Annotated in this window: 18 protein-coding genes; 14 read left to right on the top strand and 4 right to left on the bottom strand. The window is 65.3% G+C overall.

The genetic code is table 11. From position 1 onward, the window contains the following. The first annotated feature begins 69 nt into the window (after positions 1-69). The 11 genes from cobU to AACY13_RS21155 all read left to right on the top strand — a co-directional run bounded on the left by cobU (position 70) and on the right by AACY13_RS21155 (position 10,069). Positions 70-591: a bifunctional adenosylcobinamide kinase/adenosylcobinamide-phosphate guanylyltransferase gene (gene cobU / locus AACY13_RS21105; RefSeq protein ID WP_339463540.1), complete on the top strand. Its 522-nt coding sequence runs from the start codon at positions 70-72 to the stop codon at positions 589-591. Then, positions 588-1,643: a nicotinate-nucleotide--dimethylbenzimidazole phosphoribosyltransferase gene (cobT, locus tag AACY13_RS21110; protein WP_339463541.1), complete on the top strand. Its 1,056-nt coding sequence runs from the start codon at positions 588-590 to the stop codon at positions 1,641-1,643. Before cobU ends, cobT begins: the two co-directional genes overlap by 4 nt. After that, positions 1,640-2,215: an alpha-ribazole phosphatase family protein gene (cobC, locus tag AACY13_RS21115; RefSeq protein WP_339463542.1), complete on the top strand. Its 576-nt coding sequence runs from the start codon at positions 1,640-1,642 to the stop codon at positions 2,213-2,215. Before cobT ends, cobC begins: the two co-directional genes overlap by 4 nt. Then, positions 2,212-2,937, top strand: coding sequence for an adenosylcobinamide-GDP ribazoletransferase (locus tag AACY13_RS21120; protein WP_339463543.1), 726 nt, complete (start codon positions 2,212-2,214; stop codon positions 2,935-2,937). Before cobC ends, AACY13_RS21120 begins: the two co-directional genes overlap by 4 nt. A gap of 92 nt (positions 2,938-3,029) precedes the next feature. After that, positions 3,030-3,926 carry a hypothetical protein gene (locus tag AACY13_RS21125; protein WP_339463544.1) on the top strand — a complete coding sequence of 299 codons (897 nt, stop codon included), beginning with the start codon at positions 3,030-3,032 and terminating at the stop codon, positions 3,924-3,926. Between the two features lie 182 nt (positions 3,927-4,108). Then, entirely contained in the window at positions 4,109-5,317 is a 1,209-nt protein-coding gene (locus AACY13_RS21130; protein ID WP_339463545.1) for an MFS transporter, read from the top strand. Then, complete coding sequence (locus AACY13_RS21135) at positions 5,314-5,439, top strand: hypothetical protein (RefSeq protein WP_339463628.1); 126 nt, start codon at positions 5,314-5,316, stop codon at positions 5,437-5,439. Before AACY13_RS21130 ends, AACY13_RS21135 begins: the two co-directional genes overlap by 4 nt. A 106-nt stretch (positions 5,440-5,545) precedes the next feature. Beyond that, a complete protein-coding gene (locus AACY13_RS21140; RefSeq protein WP_339463546.1) occupies positions 5,546-6,094 on the top strand; it encodes a glutathione peroxidase in 549 nt (182 codons plus the stop codon). Between the two features lie 103 nt (positions 6,095-6,197). After that, entirely contained in the window at positions 6,198-7,124 is a 927-nt protein-coding gene (locus AACY13_RS21145; protein ID WP_339463547.1) for an esterase/lipase family protein, read from the top strand. A gap of 44 nt (positions 7,125-7,168) precedes the next feature. Beyond that, positions 7,169-8,242 carry a lipase secretion chaperone gene (locus AACY13_RS21150; RefSeq protein WP_339463548.1) on the top strand — a complete coding sequence of 358 codons (1,074 nt, stop codon included), beginning with the start codon at positions 7,169-7,171 and terminating at the stop codon, positions 8,240-8,242. A 12-nt stretch (positions 8,243-8,254) separates the two neighbouring features. Next, positions 8,255-10,069, top strand: a complete 1,815-nt coding sequence (locus tag AACY13_RS21155; RefSeq protein ID WP_339463549.1) for a hybrid sensor histidine kinase/response regulator — start codon at positions 8,255-8,257, stop codon at positions 10,067-10,069. Here the strand turns inward: AACY13_RS21155 and AACY13_RS21160 are convergent. The 4 genes from AACY13_RS21160 to AACY13_RS21175 all read right to left on the bottom strand — a co-directional run bounded on the left by AACY13_RS21160 (position 10,038) and on the right by AACY13_RS21175 (position 13,673). Then, positions 10,038-10,655 (bottom strand): response regulator transcription factor, encoded by a 618-nt coding sequence (locus AACY13_RS21160; protein ID WP_339463550.1) that lies wholly within the window; start codon positions 10,653-10,655, stop codon positions 10,038-10,040. The two genes, AACY13_RS21155 and AACY13_RS21160, sit on opposite strands and share 32 nt — an antisense overlap. A 67-nt stretch (positions 10,656-10,722) precedes the next feature. Next, positions 10,723-11,973 (bottom strand): OmpP1/FadL family transporter, encoded by a 1,251-nt coding sequence (locus tag AACY13_RS21165; RefSeq protein ID WP_339463551.1) that lies wholly within the window; start codon positions 11,971-11,973, stop codon positions 10,723-10,725. A 163-nt stretch (positions 11,974-12,136) separates the two neighbouring features. Next, entirely contained in the window at positions 12,137-12,616 is a 480-nt protein-coding gene (locus AACY13_RS21170) for a hypothetical protein (RefSeq protein WP_339463552.1), read from the bottom strand. 202 nt (positions 12,617-12,818) lie between these two features. Beyond that, the gene (locus AACY13_RS21175) at positions 12,819-13,673 is read right to left on the bottom strand and encodes a sulfurtransferase (protein ID WP_339463553.1); all 855 of its coding nucleotides are present in this window, start codon (positions 13,671-13,673) and stop codon (positions 12,819-12,821) included. Between the two features lie 209 nt (positions 13,674-13,882). Here AACY13_RS21175 and AACY13_RS21180 point away from each other — a divergent pair, with 209 nt between their 5' ends. Genes AACY13_RS21180 through AACY13_RS21190 form a run of 3 tightly spaced genes read left to right on the top strand, consistent with a single transcriptional unit; the run spans position 13,883 to position 15,685 of the window. After that, the gene (locus AACY13_RS21180; RefSeq protein ID WP_339463554.1) at positions 13,883-14,599 is read left to right on the top strand and encodes a ZIP family metal transporter; all 717 of its coding nucleotides are present in this window, start codon (positions 13,883-13,885) and stop codon (positions 14,597-14,599) included. Positions 14,600-14,656: 57 nt separating this feature from the next. Beyond that, positions 14,657-15,340 carry a spermidine synthase gene (locus AACY13_RS21185; protein ID WP_339463555.1) on the top strand — a complete coding sequence of 228 codons (684 nt, stop codon included), beginning with the start codon at positions 14,657-14,659 and terminating at the stop codon, positions 15,338-15,340. A 6-nt stretch (positions 15,341-15,346) separates the two neighbouring features. Next, positions 15,347-15,685, top strand: coding sequence for a hypothetical protein (locus AACY13_RS21190; protein WP_339463556.1), 339 nt, complete (start codon positions 15,347-15,349; stop codon positions 15,683-15,685). Positions 15,686-15,690 lie beyond the last annotated feature (5 nt).

A 15,690-nucleotide genomic window follows, 5' to 3' on the forward strand; every position in this document is an offset into this window, starting at 1 on the left:
ATCCACCATTTGCGGCGTGATGGTGGATGTAAAAAGCGACATCCACCCTACGGAGAGACAAGGTGAACCATGTATGAACTGATTCTCGGCGGTGCCCGTTCCGGCAAGAGCCGTCTGGCCGAGCGCCTGGCCGCCGAATCCGGCCTGGCGGTGACTTATATCGCCACCAGCCAGCCGCTGGATGGTGAGATGAATGAGCGTATTCAACATCACCGCGAACGCCGACCTGCGCATTGGGGCCTGGTGGAGGAACCGCTAGCGCTGGCCCGGGTGCTGCGTGAGCAGGCTGCGGTGGACAAGTGCCTGCTGATCGATTGCCTAACCCTATGGCTGACCAATCTGCTGATGCTGGATGATCCGGCGCGGCTAAGTGCCGAGCGCGATGCGCTGCTGGACTGCCTGAGCGGTTTGCCGGGGAGGATTATTCTGGTCAGCAATGAAACCGGACTGGGCGTGGTGCCGCTGGGCGAGCTGACCCGCCGTTATGTCGACGAGGCGGGCTGGCTGCACCAGGCCCTGGCCGAACGCTGTGAACGTGTGGTGTTTAGCGTGGCGGGTTTGCCGATGGTGCTCAAAGGAGAGGCGTTATGAGTGAGCAATGGTGGCAACGGGCCTGTCAGCCGCTGGATCTGGTGGCGCGCAACAAGGCCCAGGCGCGCCAGCTCGAACTGACCAAGCCGGCCGGTTCGCTCGGCCAGTTGGAGCGGCTGGCGATTGAGCTGGCGGCCATGCAGGGCAGCCCGCGGCCGCAGGTCCAGCAGCTGTGGATCAGCATTTTTGCCGGTGACCATGGCGTGGTTGCCGAAGGCGTATCGGCCTTTCCCCAGGCCGTCACCGGGCAGATGCTGCACAACTTCGTCGCTGGCGGCGCGGCCATCAGCGTACTGGCCAAGCAGCTGGGCGCGACGCTTGAGGTCATCGATCTGGGCACTGCGCTGCCGCTGGAGCCGCTACGCGGCGTGCGTCATCTGCATATCGGCGCGGGCACGGCGAACTTCGCCCAGGGCCCGGCGATGACCGCCGCGCAGTTACTGCTAGCCCTGGACGCCGGCCAGGCCAGCGTGCAGCGCGCTCGTGAAGCCGGCAGCCAGCTGTTTATCGGCGGCGAGATGGGCATCGGCAACACCACCGCCGCCACGGCCATGGCCTGCCTGTTGCTGGAGTGTCCGGCGCAGGAATTGGTCGGCCCGGGCACCGGCCTGAACAGCGCGGGCGTAGCCCATAAGGCCGAGGTGATCGAGGCTGCTCTGGAATTGCATCGTCCGGCGATCAGCGAACCCATAGACATGCTGCAACGCCTCGGCGGCTTCGAAATTGCCGCGCTGAGCGGTGCCTATCTGGCTTGCGCGCAGCAGGGCATCACCGCGTTGGTGGACGGCTTTATCTGCAGCGTTGCCGCGCTATTGGCGGTGCGTCTGAATCCGGCCTGCCGCGACTGGCTGCTGTTTGCCCACCGCGGTGCCGAGCCCGGCCATCAACGTGTGCTCGAGGCGCTGCAAGCCGAGCCCTTGCTCGACCTGGGCCTGCGCCTGGGCGAGGGCAGTGGTGCGGCCCTGGCCGTGCCGTTGCTGCAACTGGCCTGCAGACTGCACAACGACATGGCCACCTTTGCCGAGGCGGCGGTGGCCGAGCGCCCGGCATGACGGTCTATCTGGAACTGCTGCGCCACGGCGAAACCGAACTGGGTGGCGGCCTACGCGGCAGCCTCGACGATGCCCTGACCGAAACCGGTTGGGCGCAGCTGCGCGCGGCGATGGCCGAGGCCGGCCCCTGGGATCGGCTGATCAGCTCACCCTTGCAGCGCTGCGCCCGCTTCGCCGAAGAGCTGGCCGCGCAGCAGGGCGTGCCGCTCAGCCTGGAGCCTGATCTACAGGAGCTGCATTTCGGCGTCTGGGAAGGGCGTAACACCGCCGAGCTGATGCAGACCAGCGCCGCAGAGCTGGGGCGTTTCTGGCGCGAGCCCTACGGCTTCACTCCGCCCGAAGGCGAGCCGCTGCTGGCCTTCGAGGCGCGGATAATGGGCGCATTGCAGCGCTTGCAGGCGCGTCATGCCGGCGAGCGCTTGCTGCTGGTGACCCATGGCGGGGTGATCCGCCTGTTGCTGGCGCGCGCCCGTGGCTTGCCGCGCAACGATCTGTTGCAGGTGGCGGTAGGGCATGCCGAACGCTTTCAACTGTGCCTGGATCAACAGGGCGAACTCAGGGAACTGGCATGACTGCCTGGTGGATCGCCCTGCAATTTCTCACCCGCCTGCCGGTAACCCTGGCGGGTATGCCGACGCCTGAGCAGGTCGGCCGCTCGCTGCTGTGCTACCCGCTGGTGGGCCTGCTGATTGGCCTGTTGTTGCTCGCGGCACAGCAACTGCTGGGCGATAGCGCCGTGCTGCTGCAAGCGGCGCTGTTGCTGACCCTTTGGGTGGGCATCAGCGGCGGCCTGCATCTGGATGGTCTGGCCGACAGCGCCGATGCCTGGGTGGGCGGCTTTGGCGATAAAGAGCGCACCCTGGCCATCATGAAAGACCCGCGCAGCGGGCCGATTGCGGTGGTGGTGCTGGTGCTGCTGTTGCTGCTCAAGTTCGTCGCCCTGGTGGTCCTGCTGGAGAACGACTCCGGGTTGTTGCTGGTAGTGGTGCCCTGGCTGGCGCGCTGTCTGCTGCCGCTGTTGTTTCTCACCACCGCCTATGTGCGTGCCGCTGGTCTGGGCCAGGCCCTGGCCGAACATCTGCCGCGCCGGCAGCTGCCCTGGGTGCTGGCCGCCAACGCCGGGCTCATGCTGCTGTTCGGCTGGCCGGCGTTGCTTGCCTTGCTGGTGGCCGGGATGGTTTTCCTCGGGCTGCGCAGCCTGATGCTCAAGCGCCTGGGCGGTACCACCGGCGATACCGCCGGGGCGTTGCTGGAACTAGCGGAATGCGCGGTGCTGGTGGCCTTGGCCTGTTGAGCAGGGGGCCGGCGCGGTTGTCTGCGCGCGGATTTTCTCGGCACGGCCCCGAGCTATCGCCTAGCGTGTAGGGACAGCCAGGCGGAGCAGGGATGTTTATGGTGTGCAGGTCGTTCTACTCGCTGGTGGTGGCGACGTTGCTCTGCGGCTTGCCCGGGGCGGGCGCGGCGCAGGCCGAGGAGCTGGTCTGGGGCATAGTGCCGATTCCCGGTGCCTTCAATGTGCGCGATGGCGAAGTGGTCGATGGCGTGCTGTTCGAGGCCATGCAGCTGCTGGCCGCGCGCCTGGCCGAGTTGCAGATGCACTACGAAGTATTGCCCATGACCCGCGTCGAACAGCGTATGGGCGAGCAGGGCGAGATGTGCAGCAGCGGCCAGTTGCAAAGTCCCGAGCGCGACCGGGTGGGTTACTTCGTGCCCTATGTGGCGAGCACGCCGATCCATGTACTGGTGCGTGCGCAGACCCTGGATCAACTGTTGATCGAGGACGGCCAGGTCAGCCTCGACTGGTTGTTCGGCAACCCCTACCTGCGCGGTGCCCTGGCCAGGAGCCGGGTCTATCCTGCGCCAATTCGCGAGCGCCTGCGCCAGGCCCATGCCGAAGGGCGCATCCCCGAACTGGGCGGCAGCCTGGCGGGGGAAAACCTGCTGCTGATGGTCAGCCATCAGCGCCTGGATTATGTCTTCGATTACCCCGTCATCTACACCGAGGTGATGCGCCATTTCAGCCTCAGTGATGCGCTGATCAGCGTGCCGTTGCGGGAAAACGCTGAACTGGTGACCGTGGGCATCTATTGCGCACGCACGCAGTGGGGCGCGCGGATGGCCAGGCGACTCGACCAGGCTGTACGTGAAGTTTCCGCTGAGCCTGACAGCTCGATGGCGATCTACCAGCGCTGGCTGCCGCCTGAGGTGTACGCCCATTACCGCGAGCAATTGCTGCAGTTCTTGGCCCAGCGCGCCAGTGCCGCGCCGCTGCTGTTCGATTAGCCGGTGGTTTTTCAACGGCCTGTTAGCCGATGGTCGGCTTGCCGATATGCCCGACTCAGGGTGCAATCTGTAGTGCTGCATTGCCGGACAGCTGTAGCTGTTACCTTGGCGGGTAGCGGTATATACCTGCGCCCTATTGCCGATTTTTCGTTAAGCGGGTCGCTACCCGTTGAGGACCACGTATGACTTCTGTATGGCGCACCAGTGGCTGGCTATTGCTGGGCGCATCCCTGGTATTGGCGCTGTCGCTGGGTATTCGTCACGGCTTTGGCCTGTTTCTGCCGCCCATGAGCGCCGAGTTCGGTTGGGGGCGCGAGGTGTTTGCCTTCGCCATCGCCCTGCAGAACCTGATCTGGGGCCTGACCCAGCCCTTTACCGGGGCCCTGGCCGACCGCTACGGTGCCAAACGTACGGTGATTGTCGGCGGCGTGCTGTATGCCATTGGTCTGGGCTGCATGGGCCTGGCCGACTCGCCTGTGAGTCTGTCGCTAAGCGCTGGGGTGCTGATCGGCATCGGCCTGTCCGGCACCTCGTTTTCGGTGATTCTCGGTGCGGTGGGCCGCGCCGTGCCGATGGAAAAACGCAGCATGGCCATGGGCATCGCCGCCGCGGCCGGCTCCTTCGGCCAGTTCGCCATGCTCCCCGGTACCCTGGGGCTGATCGGCTGGCTCGGCTGGTCGGCGGCGCTGATGGCCCTGGGCCTGCTGGTGGCGCTGATCATACCGCTGGCGGCAATGCTCAAGGACACACCGCTACCGCTGACCGGCCACGAGCAGACCCTCGCAGAGGCCTTGCGCGAGGCCTGCAGCCATTCGGGCTTCTGGCTGCTGGCCCTGGGCTTTTTCGTCTGCGGTTTTCAGGTGGTCTTTATCGGTGTGCATTTGCCGGCCTATCTGGTCGATCAGCATCTGCCGGCGCTGGTGGGCACCACGGTGCTGGCCCTGGTCGGTCTGTTCAATATCTTCGGCACCTATAGCGCCGGCTGGCTGGGTGGGCGGATGTCCAAACCGCGCCTGCTCAGCGCCCTGTACCTGGCCCGGGCGGTGGTGATCGTGGCGTTTATCCTGACGCCGCTGACGGTGTGGAGCGCCTATGCCTTCGGCATCGCCATGGGCCTGCTGTGGCTGTCCACCGTGCCCCTGACCAATGGCACGGTGGCGACGATGTTCGGGGTGCGCAACCTGTCGATGCTCGGCGGCATCGTGTTTCTGTTCCACCAGCTCGGGGCCTTTCTCGGTGGCTGGCTGGGCGGTTACCTGTTCGACCGCACCGGCAGCTATGACCTGGTCTGGCAGATCGCCGTTGTCCTCAGCCTGCTGGCGGCGGCGCTGAACTGGCCGGTGCGCGAACAGCCGGTGGCTCGCCTGCGCATTCAGGAGGTGGCGGTATGATGCGCAAGCATTACCTGAGCGCCCTGGCGGCGCTGGCCGGCCTGCTGGGCCTGGGGCTGCTGTGGTGGGCCTGGCGACAGAGTGGACTGGCCTTTTTGCAGCTGGGCATGGGGGTGTGCTGAGCCGGCAGCTGTGCGGTCAGGCCATAGAATTTTGTTACCAGGCGAAAATTGCCGCCTGCCTGTCCGGCGAGTAGCCTGAATCTCTTCAACTCTCGAGGCGTCTGCCATGCTGCGTTCCCTTGTTCTGAGCACCATGCTCCTGGCCTTGTCCGCGTCTGCTCTGGCGGCCGACTGCCCGGCGCTGCTGCAAGGCGAGCTGCCGAAGCTGCGCAGCCAGGAGCGGATCGACCTCTGCGGCCGGTTTGCCGGCAAGCCGCTGCTGGTGGTCAATACCGCCAGCTTCTGCGGCTTTACCCCGCAGTTCAAAGGCCTGGAGGCGCTGTATCAGCGCTACAAGGGGCAGGGCCTGGAGGTGCTGGGCGTGCCCTCGGATGACTTCCGCCAGGAAGCCGACAGCAGCGAGGAGACCGCCAAGGTCTGTTATGTCAATTACGGTGTGACCTTCAGCATGACTGAAACCCAGCCGGTGAGCGGCGAGCAGGCCATCCCGTTGTTCAAGGAACTGGCCGCGCAGAGCCAGGCCCCGCGCTGGAACTTCAGCAAGTATGTGGTCGATGCCCAGGGCAGGGTGATCGCCAGTTTCCCCAGCAGCACCCTGCCGGACGATCCCAAGCTGATTGCCGCGCTCGAGCAGGCCATCGCTGCGCAACCCTGACTCACCCATCTGGGCGATGGTTGGGCCCCGTACACCTCCTTAGAGTGTTGCTACGCCGGACGCAGTTACCCGGCGTGCCCACAAGAAAAACAAGGAGGCACCCATGCGTCGCGTTATTTCAACTGCTCTCGCCGCCTGCGCCCTGCTCGGCGCGGTCGAAGCCCAGGCCGGCTACACCCAGACCAAATACCCCATCGTGCTGGTGCACGGGGTGACCGGCTTCGACACCATCGGCGGTCTGATCAACTACTTCCATACCATTCCCTGGAACCTCGAGCGCGATGGGGCCAAGGTTTATGTCGCCAGCGTTTCGGCGCTCAACGACAGCGAGCAGCGCGGTGCCGCGCTGGCCCAGCAGATCGTGCCCTGGGCCGGTGCCAACGGCGGCAAGGTCAACCTGATCGGTCACAGCCAGGGCTCGCCGACCTCGCGGGTCGCGGCTTCTTTGCGGCCCGATCTGGTGGCATCGGTGACCTCGATCAACGGCGTCAACAAGGGCTCCAAGGTGGCCGACGTATTGCGCGGCGCGATTCCACCCAACAGCGCCATCGAAGGCGGTGCCAATGCTCTGGCCAACGCCCTGGGCGCGGTGATCAATCTGCTGTCCGGCAGCAGCAACCCGCAGAGCGGCATCGACGCGCTGAAAACCCTGACCACCGCCGGCACCGCCGCGCTTAACAGCCGCCACCCCTGGGGCGTGAACAACAGCAGCTACTGCGCCAAGTCCACCGAAGTGCATAACGTGCGTGGGCACAATATCCGCTACTTCTCCTGGACCGGTAACACCTCCTACACCAACATCTTCGATGCGGTCGATCCGTTCCTGGCCATCACCGGCCTGGCGTTCGGCAGCGAGAAGAACGACGGCCTGGTCGGCGTCTGCTCCACCTACCTGGGCCAGGTGCTGGGTGACAGCTACAACATGAACCACGTCGATGCGATCAACCACCTGTTCGGCATCCGCGGCTGGACCGAGCCGGTCTCGCTGTATCGCCAGCATGCCAACCGCTTGAAGAACAAAGGCGTCTGACCTGTTGTTGCGGGCCGCCTTGTGCGGCCCGCCTTGGAGCTGCCATGCCCTTTCCCTCGCGTCATATCCTTTTACTGTTGGTCGCCGCACTCTGTGTCGGCGGCCTGACCCTCTACTGGCAATGGCCGGAGCCTGCCCCGGTGGCCCAACTTGCCGTGCCCCAGCCCACCCCCGCAGCCAGTGCCGACAGCCTGCCCAGCCCCTTGCTGGCATCCGCCGCGCCGGCCGCTGCGCTTGTGCCCATCGCCGCACAACTGCCCGGATTGCAGGGCACCGATGTGGACGGCGAACTGGCCAGCGACAGTGCCGGTAATCTGCGCCTGAACCTCGGGGTGCGCGACTATTTCGATTACTTCCTCAGCGCCGCCGACAGCGCCGGGCTGGATGCGGCCGTCGAAGCCATGCTGGCCGATGCTGGCCAACGCCTGGCGGAGCCGGCCCTGGGGCAGTTTATCGGCCTGCTGGGCGACTATATGGATTACAAACGCGCCAGTCTGGCGCTGCTCGAACAGCCGCTGAGCGCTGCCCAGCAGGCGCAACCGCAGTCGCAGCTGGCCGCCCTGCAGCAGGCATTCGACAAGCTGGCCGAGCTGCGCCGTGGGCATTTTTCCACGGCCGCGGTGGAGGCCCTGTTCGGTGCCGAAGAAGCCTATGCCCGCTACACCCTGGATAACCTGGCGCTGCTCACCCGCGACGATCTTGGCGACGAAGGCAAGGCCCAGGCCCAGTTGCGCCTGCGCGAGCAGCTGCCGGCGGCCATGCGTGCCAGCGAGGAGCGCCACAGCCAGGCGCAGGCGCAACAGGCGCGCAGCGAGCAGCTGTGGCAAGAGGGCGCGAGCGAGGAGCAGGTGCGCCAGTTCCTCGCCTTGACCTATGATCCACCTACGGTCGAGCGCTTGCTCACCGAGCAGCGCAACGAGCGGGCCTGGCAACAACGCTATGGCCAGTACCAAGAGGAACTGGCCAGCCTGCAGGGCAATGGCCTGAGCCCGGCGGATCGGCAGCGCGAGCAGCAGCGTTTGCGCCAGCGACTATTCAGCGCCGAAGACCAGCACCGGGTGGAAACCTATGACGCCATTGCCGGCAAACAGCAGGACAGCGAGACCTCGGGTTTGTAATCCCGGAGCCCCATGGGCATGACCCCGGAGCAGGAAGAGCGTCTGCTGCTGGCGCAGCAGCGCCGCGGCTACAGCCGTCTATGCTTCGTGCCGGAGCTGGAAGAGGGCTTCGTTGGCCATAGAGTGCAGCGCATTCGCCGCCGCCTGCTGCTGATCGTCAGCACCGCGCTGATCTTTCAGCTGATCTACTGCATCCTCGATCTGCTGTTCCTGCCCCTGGCGGTGGGCCTGACCAGCGTGCCCCTGCGTCTGCTGGCGATGCTCGGGGTGACGCTGAGCTTCTTTTACTGTCGGCGTGCCCAGAGCGACCCGCACCTCAGCCTGCTGGCCTATGTCGCCGCCTACGGGCTCAACGGGGCCTGTGTGGTGGCGATCATCTATGTCTGCTGGGGGCTGGGCGTGGCCATGCCTTACGACGGCCTGTTCCTCGTGCTGATGTTCGGCTATGTGCTGCTGGGGGTGTCGTTTCGGGCCGTCAGCGCCGCGGCCTGGGGCATCTGCGCGCTGTTTCTTGGCCTGGGCCTGCTGCTGACCGAGGCCGGCTCGGAGTTGGCCTATCAGGGCCTGTTTCTGGTCTGCGCCAACCTGATCGGCAGTATCGGTGCCTACCTGCAGGAGCATGGCCAGCGTGGTGCCTGGCTCAACCTGCGCCTGCTCGACCTGGCCCGCCAGCGTGCCGAGGCCGACGATGCACGCAAGCTGCGTCTGCTTGCTGCCGCCAGCCACGACCTGCGTCAGCCGCTGAATGCCATGGGCCTGTATGCCCAGCACCTGCTGGAGCAGAGCCAGGAGGCCGGCACGCAGCGCATCAGCAGTCGCCTGGCAACCTCGGTGGAGCAGCTCAGTCGCCTGCTGCAGTCGTTGTTCGACTACAGCCGCATGACCCTGCCAGGTGGTGTGCAGGTCAAGCTCGAGGTAGTCGCCCTGGCACCGCTGCTGGCCCGGCTGAGCGAGGAGAGCCGGGCCGAGGCCCAAGCCCAGGGCGTTACCCTGCAACTGCAGTGCGAGGAACTCTGGGTGCGCAGCGATCCGCTGCTGCTGGAGCGGGTGTTGCGCAACCTGCTGGCCAACGCCCTACGCCACGCCCAGGCAGGCCAGGTCTGGCTGCGCGCACGGGCCGAGCGGGACGAAGTGCTGCTCGAGGTGGGCGACGATGGCCGCGGCCTGAGCGCGGAACAGCAGGATAGGGTGTTCGAGGAGTTTCAGCAGCTGGATAACCCCGGGCGCAATGCCGAGCGCGGCCTGGGCCTGGGGCTGGCCATCGTCAAACAGCTGGCCGAGCTGCTCGAGCACCCGCTGCGGCTGCATTCCAGCCCCGGGCAAGGCGCGCGCTTCGTGCTGCAACTGCCGCGCGCCGAGGCGGGCGAGCGGCTGGCAACGCAGGTGGCGGTGGCGGCCCCGAGCGGGCGGATACTGCTGCTGGAGGACGACGGTGCCGGGCGCGAAGCGCTGGCCGGGTTATTGCGGCGCTGGGGCTGCGAGGTCTGGGCCTGCGCCGACCTCGAGGCCGCCCTGCTGTGCCTGGACGAGGCCCAGCCGCAGCTATTGATCAGCGATTTCCGCCTGGCGGCGAAGGCGGATGGCCTGTCCGCCATCGAGCGTCTGCGTGAAGAGGCGGGGCTGATGCTGCCGGCGTTGTTGATCACCGCCGATATCAGCAGTCAGTTGCAGGAGCGCTGCCTGCCGGCGCATATCACCCTGCTGGGCAAACCCGTGCTGCCGGCCCGCCTGCGTCAGGCCCTGGCGGTGCTGCTGCCGGCGCGCCAGGCGGCTCGCGGCGAAACCGCAACGGACCCTATAGCCAGCCGCGCTGACGCGCCGCACTGACGCAGGCGGTGCGGGTGTGCACGTCGAGTTCCTGAAACAGGGTCTTGAGATGGGTCTTGACCGTGTCCTCGGCCACCCCCAGTTGCCGGCCGATCGACTTGTTCGGCAGGCCGTCGGCCAGTAACCGCAGAATTTCCATCTGCCGCGGCGTCAGCTGGGCCTTTTCGGCCCCGGCGGGAGCGGGCAGGGTTTCGCCCAGCAGCACGCGGGTCACGGCCTGACGCAGCTCGTTGCTGTTGGCGCTTTTCGGGATAAAACCCAGTGCTCCGGCGGCCAGTGCGGCCTGGGCATCCAGGTTGGAGTCGCTGGCGCTGAGAATCGCCACCGGGGTCATGCGGCCCTGTTGTTGCCAGCGTTGCAGCAGCTCCAGGCCGGGCATGTCGGGCAGGCGCAGGTCCAGCAGGATCAGGTCGAAATCGGCGTGCTGCAGGCAGGCTTCGGCGGCGGCAGCGGTTTCGGCAGTATGGATCTGCAGGTCGGCGCAAAGAGGGGCGAGGGCCAGGCTGAGGCCATCGAGAAAGATCCTGTGGTCATCCACCAGCAGTAGGCAGAGCCGCTCCGGCAGGGCAGTACAGAGTGCAGTCATGGTCGTCTCACGCGGCATTTTTATAATTGTCATCGCTGCGCGAGTGTACCCCAAAGTTCGTGCCGAATTAGAAGCGGTACGTCACTTGTGTGCCCAGACCATGGGCGGTGTTTTTGTAGGTTGAGCGGTAGTCGTCCCTCTCGATATCGGCGTCGTCTTCCATCAGATAGGAATAGGCCAGATCGACGGTCATGTCCTCATTCGGGCTCCAGGCCGCGCCCAGGCTGAGGATGGTGCGGTCGCCGCTGGGGATGCGTGGCGAACGGTCGGCGTTATTGGTTGGCGACTGGTCCACGGCAAGGCCCGCACGCAGGGTCCATTGGCGGTTCAGTTTATAGGCCGCACCCACGGCGTGGGCCCAGGTGTCGTGCCAGTTCTGCGGCTCGCTGATGCTGGTCAGGGCCCCGCCCAGCAAGCCCCCTACGCCTTTGTTGTCGGCGCGGATTTCTTCCAGGCGGCTCCAGCGGGTCCAGGTGCTGCCGGCGTACAGGGTCCAGTCGGCATTCAACTCGTGGGTCACGGACAAATCCACCGATTCCGGGGTGGTCAGCTCCAGCGAAGCGTCGTAGCTGCCGGCCGATGAACCGAACACGAAGCCCGGGCCGGACACTGTGGTGTCGCCCTTGAGGCGGTAATCCACCTTGGAGTGGTAGGTCAGGCCGAAACGCGTCTGTGGGGTGATTTCAAACAGCACGCCGAGGTTGTAGCCCAGCGCCGTGTCATCGCCCTTGATTTCGACCTTGCCGTCACCCGCGCCGGGAATCGGGTTGTTGACGGCCGAGGTCAACTCGCCGTCGATGCGGTTGAGGGTCGGGCCGAAGCCGATCGACAGGTGCTCGTTGACGCGATAGCTCAGGGTCGGCTGCAGGGTAATCACCCGCACTTCACTGCGGTCGCCGTGATAGCGGCCCTGGAAGTTGCGTTCGTAATCGGTCACCAGGCCAAACGGCACATACAGACCCAGGCCGAAGCTCCAGTTGTCGTCCAGCGGTTTGACGTAATAACCCATGGGCGCGCCGATAAACGGCACCATGTCGCCGTCATTGCTGCCAGGGGTGGAGCCGCTGGCGTTGTCGATATCGGTTTTCGCGTGGATCAGGGCAATGCCGCCGCTGATCTGTTCGCGCTTGATGCGCGCCATGCCGGCCGGGTTGCCGAATACGGTGCTGGCGTCATCGGCCGAGGAGGAGCGGCCGGCGAAGGCGGTGCCCATGCTGCTGACGCTTTGTTCGTTGATGGCAAAACCACTGGCAAGGCCATGGCTGGCGGCAGAGGCAAGGGCAAGGGACAGGCAGGTCTTGACGACTCTTCTGGTCACGGAGGACTCCTAGGGTTTAGCGGGGGGCGGAAACTAGCAACCTTCCATGACCCTTGCCAAGCCTTTGAGTTCCCGGGATAGAGCGGTTAAAAGCCTTTAAAGTGCGGCCATTTTCTGCTAAATGCAGTGAAATTGTCGGACAATAATGCTCGTTGCCTCGACCTCAGGCCACCTGGCTGACGCGGCCGATATAGCGCTGCCAGGCGGCGATAAAGTCCCGCGGCCGGCCCTGGGGTCTGAATACCCGTTGCCAGATCTGGGCCATGCCGAGCAGATCGTCGGCGGCGGGCAGCTCGCAGGCGTCCGTCTCGATCAGCATCCAGGCAATTGCCGTGGCATAGCGCAGGTTGACGGTCAGTTCCAGGTGCGGGGCGGCGAGAAAGGCATGCTGGCTGGCCAGCCCCCTGATCTTGCTGGCCAGGTCCGGGTCGCGGGCCAGGTGCTGGTCCCAGAGCTGCTGGTGGCGCAGGGCGGCGATGCGGTAGAGGCCGTGGCCGTGCTTGTCATCGAGTCCCGCGCCCAGCCCGGATTGGCTGGCGGCGGCTCCCAGGAGCAGGGCTTCGGCGGTGGCGGAGTGGCGGCCCAGGTAGATCAAGGTGGGCCGAATGACGTACTGACTGAACTCGCAGGCGGCAATTCCCATATAGCCCTCGCGACAGGTCGCCGATGGGGCCGGGGCGCTGGCAGCGTCTGCTTGTTTTGATAAAGGCCCCACCGGAAGCGGGGTTAGCCGCTTGTGTTGAAGTTTAGTGCGACCTTTGCGCTGTAAAGGGCTGTTTTTAAATTGTTTTCAGCTTTCGGTTATGACCGATATTCCAATTGGTGCTTAGCCCCCCGGCCTGGCTTCAGTCGCCGGTGGCCACCGGGCGGTCGGGGTCGGTGATCCATTCGCTCCAGGAGCCGGCATACAGCGTCGCCAGGGGATAGCCGGCCAGGCACAGGGCGAACAGGTTGTGGCAGGCGGTCACGCCCGAACCGCAGTAGGCCACCAGGCCACTGGCCGGGCGCTCGCCCAGTTGCGCGGCAAAGCGCTGGCGCAGTTTCGCGCTGCCGAGGAAATAGCCGTCGCTGTCCAGGTTGTCGGTAAACACCGCGCACTGGGCTCCGGGAATATGCCCGGCGACCGGGTCGAGGGGTTCCACCTCGCCCTTGAACCGAGGCAGGGCGCGGGCGTCGAGCAGGGTCAAGCGCGGGTCGGGTAAACCTTGCAGCAGCTGGTGCGCATCGATCAGTAAGCTGGCGTCGGACTTGCCGGCAAAATCGCCGGGTGCCGGTGTTGTCAGCTCCTGGCTCAGCTCACCACCGGCTTCGCGCCAGGCCTTCAAGCCGCCGTCGAGCAGGTACACGCCTTCGCGCTTGCCCAGCCAGGCCAGCAGCCACCAGGCGCGGGCAGCAAAGGCACCGGGGCCGTCGTCGTACAGCACCACCTCGCTAGTTTCATTGAGGCCCCAGTCGCGCAGGCGCTGCAGCAGTTGCGCGGCATCCGGCAGGGGATGGCGGCCGGTTACACCCTTATGGATGGGGCCGGAGAGGTCGCGTTCCAGATCGGCGAACTGCGCGCCGGGGATATGCCCTTCGCCGTAGCTGCGCTGGCCATAGGCCGGGTCATCGAGGGCGAAGCGGCAATCGAGAATCAGCAGGTCGGGCCGCTGCAAGCGTTGCTGTAGCTGCGCGGCGGTGATCAGTTGGGCGAGGGGCATGGCGTGCGTCCTTTGAAAAAGGTTCTACGTGGGCGGTGCTTGCCTTGACCCGCCTAGGTTTGCAAGGCTCAGAGCATAATCGGCATTGGCCCGAAGTTGCCATGGCTTGGCACTCGATGTCGTTATCAATCTGCATCGATGGAACCTGCGCTTGAGTTGGCGGCGCAATGGGGGATATTGATAGCCCCCGACTGGCAGGTGAGGTGACCGTGGATTCTCTATGGATGGTGGTGGCGTATACCCTGTTGGCCGGTATGGCCATGCCCCTCGGCGCGGCTTTTGCCAGCGTCGAACGTATCCGTCCGCGCTGGTTGGAGAATGAGCTGCGCCACGGGGTGGTCGCTTTCGGTGGAGGTGCGCTGTTGGCCGCCGTGGCACTGGTGCTGGTGCCGCAAGCGATCGTGCGCTTCGAGCCGACGGCGGCCGCTCTGTGGTTCTGTGCTGGCGGCGTGGCCTTTATGGGGCTGGATATCCTTCTGGCTCGGAGCAGAACCGCCGCCAGCCAGATGGCCGCGATGTTGAGCGACTTTATTCCCGAGTCCCTGGCCCTGGGCGCGGCGTTTGCCCATGGCGGCAAGGGCGCGATGTTGTTGGCCATTCTGATGGCGCTGCAGAACCTGCCGGAGGGCTTCAATGCCTACCGCGAGATACATCGCGCCAGCAGCTACAGCCGCAAACGTCTCCTGATGCTGTTCGCGGCAGCGGCATTGCTTGGACCGCTCGCGGGCGTATCCGGTTATTTATGGTTGGATGATTCGCCACAAGTGGTTGCCGCGGTGATGCTGTTCGCCGCTGGCGGCATTCTCTATTCGGTGTTCCAGGATATCGCCCCGCAGGCCAAGCTGAACAAGCATTGGGCACCGTCGCTCGGTGCGTTGCTGGGCTTCATGCTCGGTATCGTCGGGCATATGCTGACTGGGGGCTGAGGCGCGACTGCTGTATCGTGCGCTACCCGATCGCCTCCACTGCCCGACGAGACCGCCATGAAGCGCTTTGTATTGCTCGACACCGCCCCGATTCCCGATGGTTCGGGAGCGCTTTGCCTGTTCGAATATGGCGAGGATTTTGTGATCAAGATCGCCGGCGGCGATGGCGGTCAGTTGATGAACACCCGCATGCACGGCTCGGAAGACGCCCTGGCGGCGATTCCCTGCAAGAAGGTCGCCGGGCGGCCGGATTCACGGGTGCTGATCGGCGGTCTGGGCATGGGTTTCACCCTGGCGGCGGCCTTGCAGAACCTCGGCAAGACCGCCGAGGTCGAGGTCGCCGAACTGGTGCCCGGGGTGGTGGAGTGGAATCGCGGCCCGCTGGGCGCGAAGGCCGGTTATCCGCTGCTCGACCCGCGTACCCGGGTAATTCAGGACGATGTGGCCAACTGCCTGAAGAACGCCGGGCAGCGCTACGACGCGATTATGCTGGATGTCGACAACGGCCCCGAGGGGCTGACCCAGAAGCGCAATAGCTGGCTGTATTCGGCGCAGGGGTTGCAGCATTGCCACCAGGCGCTACGGCCCAAAGGCGTGCTCGCGGTATGGTCGGCCAGCGCCGACCGGCAGTTCTCCGACAAGGTGCGCAAGGCCGGTTTCAAGGTCGAGGAAGTGCAGGTCTACGCCCACGGCAACAAAGGCACCCGGCATACCATCTGGATCGCCGAGAAGATCAAGTAAAGGTCCATGAGCGATCTGTTGCAGAGGTTTCTCGATTGTTGCCAAGCGGTGCTGCGCGGCGATGCGCAGGTGCTGGAACAACTGCGCGCCCAAGGCTTCAGCTGTGAGCCGGGCCATTGGACGTTCGGCCTGGCCGAACTGCACCGTTATTTGGATGCGGGGCAGGGCATGGCTTATCGGCTGTGGCTCAAGCAGTTGTACGCCAGCGATATCAACACGCGCCTGCGTGAACTGGGCGGCGAAATCGCCATAGTCGACAACCGCGGCAAGGTCGACGCAAGCCTGTATGGCCTGCGTCGGTTACCGTGCGCTGAACCCCGTAGCCCGGATGAAATCCGGCGGTGATGTGC

It is taken from the genome of Pseudomonas sp. EA_105y_Pfl2_R69, from assembly GCF_963970915.1.
Classification (GTDB): Bacteria; Pseudomonadota; Gammaproteobacteria; order Pseudomonadales; family Pseudomonadaceae; genus Aquipseudomonas.